This is a genomic window from Nocardia alba NBRC 108234, assembly GCF_001612665.1.
In the GTDB taxonomy this organism is placed as follows: Bacteria; Actinomycetota; Actinomycetes; order Mycobacteriales; family Mycobacteriaceae; genus Nocardia; species Nocardia alba.
In genome coordinates, this window is record NZ_BDAX01000009.1 from 285996 (window position 1) to 296764 (window position 10769).

The 10769-nt window shown below is 69.2% G+C and carries 9 protein-coding genes; 5 read left to right on the forward strand and 4 right to left on the reverse strand.

The genetic code is table 11. The annotated features are described in order from the left end of the window. Positions 1-8: 8 nt before the first annotated feature. The 3 genes from NA12_RS11900 to NA12_RS11910 all read right to left on the reverse strand — a co-directional run bounded on the left by NA12_RS11900 (position 9) and on the right by NA12_RS11910 (position 3317). The gene (locus NA12_RS11900; protein ID WP_067449307.1) at positions 9-1040 is read right to left on the reverse strand and encodes a CobW family GTP-binding protein; all 1032 of its coding nucleotides are present in this window, start codon (positions 1038-1040) and stop codon (positions 9-11) included. Positions 1041-1144: 104 nt separating this feature from the next. Then, positions 1145-2593 carry an N-acetylmuramoyl-L-alanine amidase gene (locus NA12_RS35050; protein ID WP_067449309.1) on the reverse strand — a complete coding sequence of 483 codons (1449 nt, stop codon included), beginning with the start codon at positions 2591-2593 and terminating at the stop codon, positions 1145-1147. 187 nt (positions 2594-2780) lie between these two features. After that, a complete protein-coding gene (locus tag NA12_RS11910; RefSeq protein WP_067449311.1) occupies positions 2781-3317 on the reverse strand; it encodes an RNA polymerase sigma factor in 537 nt (178 codons plus the stop codon). 244 nt (positions 3318-3561) lie between these two features. On the opposite strand from NA12_RS11910, the gene NA12_RS11915 reads away from it, so the two are divergent. Together NA12_RS11915 and NA12_RS11920 are read left to right on the forward strand one after the other, a co-directional pair. Further along, on the forward strand, positions 3562-3897 hold the full coding sequence (locus tag NA12_RS11915) for an SUKH-4 family immunity protein (RefSeq protein WP_067449313.1): 336 nt from the start codon (positions 3562-3564) through the stop codon (positions 3895-3897). A gap of 237 nt (positions 3898-4134) precedes the next feature. Then, a complete protein-coding gene (locus NA12_RS11920; protein ID WP_067449517.1) occupies positions 4135-5103 on the forward strand; it encodes a cation diffusion facilitator family transporter in 969 nt (322 codons plus the stop codon). 34 nt (positions 5104-5137) lie between these two features. Here NA12_RS11920 and NA12_RS11925 read toward each other — a convergent pair whose 3' ends face one another. After that, on the reverse strand, positions 5138-8497 hold the full coding sequence (locus NA12_RS11925; RefSeq protein ID WP_067449315.1) for a WD40 repeat domain-containing protein: 3360 nt from the start codon (positions 8495-8497) through the stop codon (positions 5138-5140). 100 nt (positions 8498-8597) lie between these two features. Between NA12_RS11925 and NA12_RS11930 the strand changes: the two genes are divergently transcribed. The 3 genes from NA12_RS11930 (at position 8598) to NA12_RS11940 (ending at position 10634) form a co-directional block, all read left to right on the forward strand. Then, positions 8598-9095: an MTB12 C-terminal domain-containing protein gene (locus NA12_RS11930; RefSeq protein ID WP_067449317.1), complete on the forward strand. Its 498-nt coding sequence runs from the start codon at positions 8598-8600 to the stop codon at positions 9093-9095. A 202-nt stretch (positions 9096-9297) separates the two neighbouring features. Further along, positions 9298-9948, forward strand: coding sequence for a hypothetical protein (locus NA12_RS11935; protein ID WP_067449319.1), 651 nt, complete (start codon positions 9298-9300; stop codon positions 9946-9948). Continuing rightward, complete coding sequence (locus tag NA12_RS11940; RefSeq protein ID WP_067449321.1) at positions 9948-10634, forward strand: hypothetical protein; 687 nt, start codon at positions 9948-9950, stop codon at positions 10632-10634. The genes NA12_RS11935 and NA12_RS11940 overlap by 1 nt, the downstream gene beginning before the upstream one ends. The last annotated feature ends 135 nt before the right edge of the window (positions 10635-10769 follow it).

Consider the following 10769-nt stretch of genomic DNA (forward strand, 5'->3'; position numbering starts at 1 on the left):
TCTCGACGCTAGGGCGTGGCGTAACGCCACACGCTGAGCATCTCCCCCTCGTCCAGCAGCGTCTCACCGTCGAAGATGGTGTCGTGCAGGCGTTTCGACGCGGCCTCGGTATCCAGTCCGGCGCCGATCAGCACCAGGTTGGAGACACGTCGCTCGCCGCGTGCCCAGTTCGCGGGGGTGAGGACCACATGCCTGCCGACCAGGTGGACCACGAACTTGCGTCGCTCCCCGGCCACCGCGAACGCGACGCATCCCTTGGCGCGGAACAGACCTGACGGCGGATCTTCCAGAAAGTCCACCAGCGCACGAGGATTCAACGCGCGCTCGCTCGTGAAGGCCAGCGAGACGTAGTCGTCGTGGAGGTGGCGATGGTCGGGGTCGTCATGGTCGTGGTGGTCGAGCAGCAGGTCGAAGCTCAGCTGCTCGGCCACGGACGGCCGATCGGGCGCTCGATCGTCGAACAGCAGGCCCGGATCGATGCGACCGTGCGTCGTCGCGTAGATCGGGACCTGGCCGATCCAGTCGGCCAACTCCGCGCGCAAACCGGCCAGCGCCTGCGCCTCGATCCGATCGGCCTTGTTCACCAGTACCAGGTCCGCCATCCGCAGATGGGTCATCAGTTCGGGGTGTCGCGCGCTGGTGGTGGTGAACTGCTCGGCATCGACCACTTCGACCAACCCGCCGTAGGCGATGCGCGGGTTCGGGTTGGCGATCACCATCCGGATCAGGTTGCGTGGCTCGGCCAGCCCGCTGGCCTCCACCACGATCACATCCACCGCGCTGCGTGGTTGTGCGAGCCGGGCGAACAGATCGTCGAGTTCGGATACGTCCACCGCGCAGCACACACATCCGTTGCCCAGCGACACCATCGCGTCGACCTGCCCCGCCACCAGCATCGCGTCGATGTTCACCGCCCCGAAATCGTTGACCACCACCCCGATCCGGGTCCCCCGATTGTTGCGCAACAGGTAATTGAGCAGGGTCGTCTTCCCTGAACCGAGAAACCCAGCAACGATCACGACAGGAATCACCGCACCCATGCTGCCATCACCTCGGTGCGGCGAGGCCGACCGGTCCTCGCCACGCGGCACACCGCCTACCTCCGCGATCGGAGGTAGGCGGTGTGCCGGGCGGATATCAGGTGTCAGGACGGGCCGAAAACCAATCCCACCAGGGTGTACGCGAGATTGATCAGCTGGCCGGGGATCGTCGACTCGTCCATGCCGAGTGCTTGGGCCAGGGGCATGAGCAGTGTCATGACGGTGGTGATCGGACCGCCGAGCGAGCTCAGATCGAGTTCGGATTCGTTGGGCGTCGACTGGGTTTTGGGGCTGGTGCCGCGGTTCTTCGGGGTGGTGGCAGGTGCGGCGGGAGCCTCGGGTGACGCCGTGCGGGCCTGTTCACCGGGGGCCGCGGTGCGGACCGGGGCTACCGGAGCCGCGACCGGACCACGGGCGGGGATGGTCACGGTGACGGTGGGCGGGGTCGGACTACCGGCCGGATCGCGATCGGGCGCTCCGGCTCTCGGCGTTGTAGTCGTCGAGGGAGACGACTGTTCCGGTGCGGACGGCGACGCCGTGACCCCGCCGGGCTTCTTCGACGGCTGGGTGGGTTCGGCGGGATGGGTGGTCGGCACCGCGCTGTCGTTCGTGCCCTCGGCGGGCGTCGCGGGATCGGTGGGTACCTCGGCCGGAGTGGCAGCTCCGTCCGATCCCGGTACCGTTCCGTGGGCGCTCGGCGAGGGAATCTCGGTCGGATCGGCGGCCGACGCGCGTTTCGGCGCGGCGGCATGCGCGGGAATCGGCTTGTTCAGCAGGAACGCGGCGACGCCGGTCGCGATGGCGATCGCGTGCTCGAGCTGACCTTCGCGCGATTCCAGACGGGCGGCGTCGCCGGCATTGGCGCCGTTGCCCATTTCGACGAATACCAGCGGCACCTGCGTCAGAGCCGGGCCTGCCACGTCCTCGCGGGTCTGCAGACCGGCCTTGACGCCCGCGTAGTCGGCGGGTGTGAAGCCGGCCGCCAGATAGGCGTCGCGCACCGCGCTCGACACGAGTCGGCCACCGCCGGACTGCGCCTTGTCGGCGATCGAGTCGGGGATGGGCAGCTGCGGCACGATCAGGTGGAAGCCGTGCTGGTCGGGGCCCGCGCTGTCGGCGTGAATGCTCACCGCTACGTCGGCGCCCGACTGGTTGGCGGCGCGAGCGCGATCGTCCACGCAGCCGCCCCACCCGGTGTCGTCGGCGCGGCTCAGCACCACGTCGGCACCCAGTGCCTCCAGCGATGCGCGCACGAGCTGGGCGACGTCCCAGTTGATGGTGTGTTCGGGGACGCCGTTGAGTGTGGTCATGCCGGTGGTCTGGCAGTCCTTGGTGCCGCCGCGGCCGTTGTCGACCTGGCGGCTCAGATCCTCGGAATGCGCCGACCCCTGGTGGCCGGGGTCGAGGAAGATCGTCCTACCGGCGAGCTGGTGCTCGCTGGTCGCGGGTTCAGGGGCGGCGATGGCGGTCATGGGGACCAATCCCGACAGCGACACCACCACCGCGGCGGAGACGCTGGCGCAGATTCCGGCCTTGCTGATGTTTGGTTCCATGTTCGGTCGGCGCTCCGGGACCGGAGCACCCCTCCCTTCCCATTGGTAACACCTGGTAACACCAAACCCAGTAGTTCACTCTTGCAACTCTGACAACCAGAGGGCAAGTGCAGTTACCGAAATGCAACGGGATGGGAGGATCGAAATAAGCTGTTCAGATGCCCAGATGAGCTGCCACCGGGCCGAATCAGGCAACCTCCGGCAATTGGCGCAACGACCGCAGCGCGTAGTGCACGCGGGTCTTCACGGTGCCGATCGGAATACCGAAATCCGCGGCGACCTCCCGGTAGCCGCGATCGTGCAAGATCACCTCGGTCACGGCGGCTCGCTGCGGTTCCGGGAGCCGGGCGAGTAGTTGATCGACCAGCAATCCGTCGACCAGGCCGTCGGCGAAATCCGGTTTGCCGCAGACGGACACCTCGGTGATGTCGTCCCAGCCCACGTCACCGGGGCGGACGGATCTGGCCCGCACGATGTCGACGATGACATTGTGTTCGATCGCCGACAGCCAGGTCCGCACGCTGCCTTTGCGGCTGTCGTAGTCGTGACACGAACGCCAGCCCCGCAGCAGGGTCTCCTGCACCGCGTGCTCGGCCAGGCCCGCGTCGCCGAGACTGCGCATCGCCCGCCAGTGCAGCAGGCCGCGATCGGTGGCGAGCACCTCGGCCAGTCCGTCCCTGGTACACAGGCGCGCGCACCGCGCACCGCAGGTGTTGTCCGTCATATGGGGTTATCGCGCCCGACCGCGCCGATGACAACGTCGCGCGTTAAGCGACTCTTCAGGATCTCGCTGGGGGTGTACCGGAAAGTAGTTCTCGCGAGCCCGGCCGGGCCTGCTCCAGGAGGGGGGAGCAGGGACGCCGGGCTCGCTCCGTTTCCGTGCCCGATCATCACGGGCTCGCGCATTCGGGCGAATACGCCCACGATCGGTTCCGGGCGACGACAATCGCCCACGAGGAGCGAACAACGTGAACATCCATGCATATCCGACCGACGCGCAGACGCCGGTCGACCGGGCCGAGGCCACCCGCGTGGCGGCCGAACATCTACCGGCCGACCTGCCGGGCCACGATCGCAGGATCGTCGAATTCGCCGACGGCTTCGCGGTTTTCGCGGTGCAGCCGTTGCACGCGCCACCGGATCGGCCGATCCCGATCGGCGGCTCGGTGTACGTGATCGACAAGGCGACCGGGGCGGTGTCGTTCTGGCCGACCTACCCCAGCGGCGTGATCGCCGCGCACTACGCGCTGCTCCTGGCGGCGGGGCAGTTGGTCGTCGCCGATTCGTGGCCCGATCAGGACTGATCGAGTAATTCACGACGTTTCCCCCGTCGAGCGTCCGGACATCTCGCGACGTCACAGTCATGCCCGGAACCGTCCGCCAGGGACGCGGCACCACTACCGCGCGCTCAGGCATAGGGTGGATTCGACGCCGCGCATCCGGGTGACCAGCGACGATCACGCTCGACCAGGAGAGTATTGCATACATAGCGATGTGTGCATATGATTGCGACCGATCGGACCGCAGAAGAGGGGAACGTGATGGGCGCAGGGCACGGGCACGACCACGGGGTTTCGGCCGACAGCGATCGGCGCTGGCTGGCCGGCGCGCTGGCGGTGATCGTCACCTTCCTGATCGGCGAAGTGATCGTCGGCGTCATCGCCGGTTCGCTGGCGCTGCTCTCCGATGCGGCCCATATGACCACCGACGCCGCCTCGATCGCGCTGGCGCTGTGGGCGATTCGCCTGGCGGCACGCCCGGCGACCGGGCGGATGACCTTCGGCTGGAAACGGGCCGAGATCCTGTCGGCCCAGGCCAACGGGCTGACGCTGCTGCTCCTGGCGGCATGGCTCGGCTACGAGGCGATTCGCCGACTGTTCGAGCCGCCGGAGGTACACGGGTGGCTGGTGTTGATCACCGCGCTGGTCGGCGTCGTCGTGAATGTGCTCGCCACCTGGATGATCAGCCGCGCCGACCGCACCAGCCTCAATGTCGAGGGCGCCTACCAGCACATTCTCAACGACCTGTTCGCGTTCATCGCCACCGCGGTCGCCGGTCTGATCATCATCCTCACCGGGTGGGTCCAGGCCGACGTGGTCGCCACGCTGATCGTGGTGGCGCTGATGATCAAGGCCGGCGTCGGGCTGATCAAGGCCTCGAGCCGGATCTTCCTCGAGGCCGCGCCCGAACACCTCGACCCCGCGCGGATCGGCGCCGCTATGGCCGCGCGCGACGGCGTCACCGAAGTCCACGACCTGCACATCTGGGAGATCACCTCCGGCTCCCCCGCGCTGTCGGCCCATGTGCTCGTGCGGCCCGGCCACGATTGCCATGCGGTCCGTGAGGACATCGCACACATGCTCGATCACGACCACCACATCGAGCACGTCACCCTGCAGGTCGACCACGCGAGCCCGACGTTGCTCGCCATCGGCAACCGCGATTCCCACCCGTGCGCCGAGGCACACGGGCCCAGGCACGTGCCCGAACGGGCCCCGCATACGCACTGACGAGGGCGCGCCCCCATAGTCGAGAACGGGCCGATCAGCGTGCCGGGCAGGTGTTCACATAGCCGTGGCCGGGCAGGGCAACCGCCCATTCCTCGCGGGTGATCGGCGTAGTACCGCTGGCACAGATCCGATCGGCTTCGGCGGCGGCGTCGGTGCGCCATTGACGCAGCGTGCCGTCGACCGCGGACTCGGTGAGTACGGTGCCGTCGGCGGCGAAGGCCAGCATGGTGGGTTGCCGGTGGCGCAGGCCCCTGGCGATGGTGGCGTAGGCGGTGGGGTGCGCGGGGTCGGCGTAGTCCCAGAGCAGGATGGTGCCGCTGACGATGTCGTCGATGGCGAGCCGGGTTCCGTTCGGGTCGAACGCCACCGAACCCGCCGAACCGTTGGCGCCCGAGGGCGCGGCCAGCGCGCGCGGCGCGGTACCCGGCGGCCCGAGCTGATAGACGAAGGCGCCGGTGAGGGTGCCGACCGCGAGGGTGGCGCGCGAGCTCAGGGCCAGCGCGATGGTCTGTCCCGGGGTTCGCAGATCGGACAGTTCGGCGATGGGCCGCTCGGTCGACGCGGTCGAGTAGACGCTGACATTGCCGGTGCGGTGGCTACCCACGGCGAGCAGCCCGCCGTCCGGGCTGAACGCGAGCGAGGTCGGGTAGCCGCGGCCGAAACGGATACTCGACCGCAGCCGGGGTTCGCCGGTGACATCGAAGATCTCGACGGTCTGGGTCAAGCTGCGGCCGATGGCCAACGTGCCGTCGGGGCTGAAGGTGATCGCGCGGATGTCGACGCCCACCGCGCTGAACGGCACGCCGACCCGACGCGGCATGCCGGGGTCGGTGATATCCCAGACCTGGATCTCGTATTCCGTTCTGGTGACCGCCCTGGTCCCGTTCGGGGCGATCGCGACGACATCGATCAGGCCCGCGGGGTCGCCGTCGAGCAGCGCCCGGTCGGTGGGGTACGGCGCTCTGGCCAGCTTTCGCAGCGGGGGGAACAGTTCGTGCGGGAGGGCGGGCTGGTCGAGCGGAAACCGGAACAGCGTCAGCGAACTGGTCGACACGATCGGGCCCGGCAGCTCGAATACATGCACGGCGTGGTCGAAACTCGTTGTCACCAGCGATCTTCCACCACGCAGGAAACGCGCCCGCGCGACCATGTCGATCGGGAACGTGACCAGGTCCTCGCCGGTGTCCAGATCGCGAATGCGCGCCCTGGAATCGCCGCCGACGATCACCGCGGATCGACCGTCCGCGGTCAGTGACACGTCGAGGTATTCGTTGGCGCCCCGCGTCACCGCGGGCATCGGGTCGAACCCGCCCGCGCCGACTCGCCAGCGCGCCACCTCGCCCGGGTTGAGTCCGATGGCCAGCACCGTCCCGTCAGCGTGGAACTCGACCGACCTGGCCTCCGCGCCGCCGGGCCGTTCGAGGCGACGATCGAAGATCGGTGCCTGCTCGCGGTCGAGGGTCTCGATGTTCCAGGCGCGCACCGTGGTCGTCCAGATCCCGCTGATCAGCGACGGCACCGCGATGACGAGCGTGCGATCACTCAGGGCGACCTCTGCACGCCGACCCGAGGCCGACACCGTCGGCAGGGCGACCGGGTGCGCGGGATCGTCGCCGAGGCGCCAGCTCGAGATCGTCGCGGTGTGGGTGCCGATCGCGACGAACCCGAGATCGGGACTCAGCGCCACCGAAGAGGGCAACCGGCCGCCGAGTGGGAACTCGGTCACCAGGCGCGGCGCGCCCGGGTCGGCGATGTTCCACAATGCCGATCGCAGATCGCCCGCGACCACCAACCATGCGTGATCGGCGCTCATCGCGACAGCGCGGATGTGTCCGCTCTCGGTGGCGAACCGCGGCCAGCGGTCGACGCCGGAATCGGTCACCCGCACCAATTCCACGGAGCCGTCGCCTTCACCGATCGCGATCACATCGCCCCGCTCGGTGGTCGCGATGCGCGGCGCGTCGGGATCGAAGACCACCCCGCGGCCGAGCACCACGCCGGGGCTGATCCGGATCGGCGCGTTCGTCGCGGTGTTCTCCAACAGCGCCGACCGCGCCTCCTCGGTCGGGGCGGTGCGGTAGGCGGCGAGCGCGATCTGTTGGGACAGCGCGGGATTGAGGTTGCCGCCGCCACGGGCGACACCGGCGAACAGGCGCGAATTCGATTCCGCGCGCGCGGTCGTGTCCGCGCTGCGCAGCTGGATCACCTCGGCCACCGACACCACCGCCAGCAGTACGGCCAGCCCGGCCGCGACGGAAACGATCCACAGCGCGTAGTTGGCCCGTGTACGCGTCTCGGCGATCGCCTCAGTCACCGTGCGGGCGGCCGAGATCCGGTCGGCGAAATTCTGTGGCGCCTCGTCGGCGGCTTCCCGGAGGGCCTCCGATGCCACCACCACTCGCAGCGAAGAGCGTTGCGCGGCAGTCAGTTTGCCCGCGTAGCCACCGACCGCCGTCAGATTCGCACCGGACAGGCCAGCGGTGACCGCGCACTCGGGATCGAGGCGTCGGGGCCGCAGCCTTCGCAGCAGGGCGTGGCGCGGCGCGAGATCGTCGAGGGCGACCGCGAACGCCGCGCCCATCGACGCGCCGTTGATGTCGTTGGCCGGGGCGCTGCCGTGCGTCGAGACCGACCATCGCACACACGCGTCGGTGCCCGCCAATCTGCTGATTCGCCATGCCATGTCGAGACTGTCGGTGAAGGCGCGATCGGCCTGCAGGAAACCCATTCGTGCCGGGTCGGGGTGCAGGCCGCTCGGTCCGCCTCTGACCTGGTCCAGGCGCAGCACGCCCACCTCGCCGCTGCCGCCGAAACTCGCGAACAGCACGCTGATCCGGCTGCTGCGCACGACCGGGAGGGTGTGCCCGGACAACTCGAGCGCGGCCATGATGGCGTACCCGCGCGCCGGGTGAGCGCCCTGTCCGAGCAGATGGCGCACGATCTCACCGAGTGGAGCGTTCGCACTGGTGATCGGCGTGCCCGCGGGCAACAACTGGGTACCGACCGAGGTCAGTCCGGCGCGTTCGGCGTGGTCGAGGAACGACGCGCACGCGTCGTCGGTGTCGAATGAACCGGTCAGGGCCCTCGCCAGCACCGCCATCGCGCGTGCCGCGGACAGATCGGCAGTGGTCCGCAGGTCCTGCGCGTCGGGATCCTCGGACTCCTCCTCGAGCAGATCGTCGGCGGCGATGTCCTTCCAGCGGGCCAGCGACTGCCGCGCCAGCACGCCCGTCTCCCGCCGATGCTCCAGCAGTCGGCTCGTGGCCTCGGACCCCGCGGCAACGGCGGCGCGGCACAGGGCCAGCCAGCGCTGCGACGCGCCGGTCAGCTCGATCAGCACCGCGTCGTCGGACAACGACGCGTCCGTCGGCTGATCGGTCGATTCGACCGCCATGTCTCCCTCATCTTCCGTCGGGCCTCACCGGTGAGCCTTGGCGAGAACGCCCCGATACGATGAAATTCCAGCACACCACCGATCGACCCAGGGGACCACGTTGTCGAGACGACACCTAGCCGGCCGCACTCTGACCGCGGCGGCCCTGCTCGTCACGCTCCCGATATCGGCGAGCTGTGCCGCCGACGAGGACACCGGCGCGAAGCCGACCGCGGTCGTCGCGCACGAGATCTCCGCACCACCGCCGCTGCCGAGCGCCGACGAAGTCGGCCGACTGCTGTACTGGCTGCTCGACGCGAGCGTGCCCAATGCCGAGAAGCTCGAGCTGATCCAGGGCATCGGGAGCGACCCCGAACTGCCGAACCGGGTCGCCGACGCACCGCGGCAGAGCGGCACCACTGTCACGATCACCATCACGGGCACCCGCACCGCACCACCCGGCATGCTCGCCGAGGGCACCGCCGCCGTCGACAACAGCCCGCCGCAGCCGATCATCGTGAACTTCGTCGCCGAGGACGGGAAGTGGAAGGTCGAGAAGGCCTGGTACTGCCAGATCGCGTTCTCGTTCATGGTCGCCTCCCCGGCCTGCCCGACCTGAGCCGCGCGGACACCGTCGATGCCGACCGAGCGAACCGCTGCGGGCCGCGACCGCATCTGTGTAAGAGCCGATCGAACCGACAGGAGGCTCCGCGATGCGACAGGCTCGAACCCATACCGCAGGCCGCTGCCTCACCTCGGCACGGTCGCCATCGCGAAGCCGAGTCGTGGCGTGCCCGTCCTCGGCCGAGTGGAGATGCCGGATGAGCACTGAACCCTTGGACGAGTGGCTCGGCGCCGCCTGGAGCGAGGTTCCCGAACGGCTGCGCCCCGCGGTGGTCGATCACATCTTCGGCGTCGATCTGGTCACCATGTCGAGCTACGCCGCGATCAAGGCACGCTACGTCCTGGATCGGCTCGACCCGGACAGGCGCGGCGACTTCGAGGATGTCGCCCAGGACACCATGGTCGAGCTCACCGCGACACTACCCACCGAGCGCATCCGGCACTGGAAAGCGTTGGTGATCAAGCGACTTCAGTGGCAGGTGCTGCAGGACCGGCGCAGTCGCACGGCCGAGAAGCGCCACCCCGGCCGACGGGTCGACTACGAGTCGGCTGTGCTCGTCCTCGAGGATCACCGGTCCGGCGACGTCGAGGAGCGGCTCGCCGACCGCACTGTCCTGCTGAACGCGCTGGCCTCGATCACGCACGCGGAGACCGCGGCTGTGCTCCGCGCGACCTTCGTGATCGCCGAGGACGGCAGCTACACCGATGTGCTGACCACCGGCGAGGTGGCGCAGGACCTGCGGTTCAGTCAGCAGAAGGTCAAGCGATTACGCGCGGCAGGAGCCAAGTTGCTGCGCGCGGCCGTCCGCGCGCAGCTCGACGAACGGGACAACGAGGAGACACCGTGATGGCGCCGGATCATGACGCGGACCGGTTGAGTCTGCCGGTCGACATCGACGTACTGATCGCCTTCGCCGAGTCCGACGGTCCGGATGCCGACGCGGAGTCCGCGGCGGCGGGGGCCCGGATCGCCGAGCGGCTGCTGCGCGGCGACATCGGGTCGAGGCAGGGCCGTTCGGCCACTGTCGTCGATGTCGGTGCGCGCCGCGCCGCGATGACGGTGCCCGGCTGGACCGTGCAGCCGCTCGCCGCGTCGTCGGAGAGCGAGAAGCCGGCGACCCGAACATTGCAGAAGCAGCGCGACCGGGAGTTGGGGATCGAATTCACCCGCTCGCCCGCGGGTGCGGAGCAGACGCGAATCTCGGTGCACTCGTTCGGCGCTCGGGCCGCGGCGGGTGACATCGTGCGGGTCGCGGTGCGTCTCGGGGCCGAGAGCACCGAATTGCTCGTCGTCCTCTACGCCGATGACGACGGCACGCTCACCGGACAGGTCGTCACCAAGTCGCTCACCATGTCCGAGGATCTCGAGATCTCGCTGCTGCCGGGTACGGCACTCGGTGGCACGCACACCTCGGCGGTCACCGACGCGGTGCGCTGCTCGCTGACGGCCGGGCGCAACGCCTGGCGCCGGGTGGCCAAGGGCCTACCCGTCGGTGATCCGGTGCGGGCGGCGATCGTCGCTGGTTTGAGCTGATCACGCACAGCGAAAGGAACCCGGCTGCCGGTGGTTCTCGTCCGGCAACCGGGTTCGGATTTGCCCGGGGAGGGCGCGCCGACGTCGGGGTGGAACCCCCCTGCGGCTCCACCGGCGAGCCGCGGCGCGGCCATC

Excerpts from the sequence above, each read along its gene's own strand:
- NA12_RS11935 (WP_067449319.1), top strand. The coding sequence starts at position 9,298 with ATGAGCACTGAACCCTTGGACGAGTGGCTCGGCGCCGCCTGGAGCGAG.
- NA12_RS11910 (WP_067449311.1), bottom strand. The coding sequence starts at position 3,317 with ATGACGGACAACACCTGCGGTGCGCGGTGCGCGCGCCTGTGTACCAGG.
- NA12_RS11920 (WP_067449517.1), top strand. The coding sequence starts at position 4,135 with ATGGGCGCAGGGCACGGGCACGACCACGGGGTTTCGGCCGACAGCGAT.
- NA12_RS11925 (WP_067449315.1), bottom strand. The coding sequence starts at position 8,497 with ATGGCGGTCGAATCGACCGATCAGCCGACGGACGCGTCGTTGTCCGAC.
- NA12_RS11900 (WP_067449307.1), bottom strand. The coding sequence starts at position 1,040 with ATGGGTGCGGTGATTCCTGTCGTGATCGTTGCTGGGTTTCTCGGTTCA.
- NA12_RS35050 (WP_067449309.1), bottom strand. The coding sequence starts at position 2,593 with ATGGAACCAAACATCAGCAAGGCCGGAATCTGCGCCAGCGTCTCCGCC.
- NA12_RS11940 (WP_067449321.1), top strand. The coding sequence starts at position 9,948 with ATGGCGCCGGATCATGACGCGGACCGGTTGAGTCTGCCGGTCGACATC.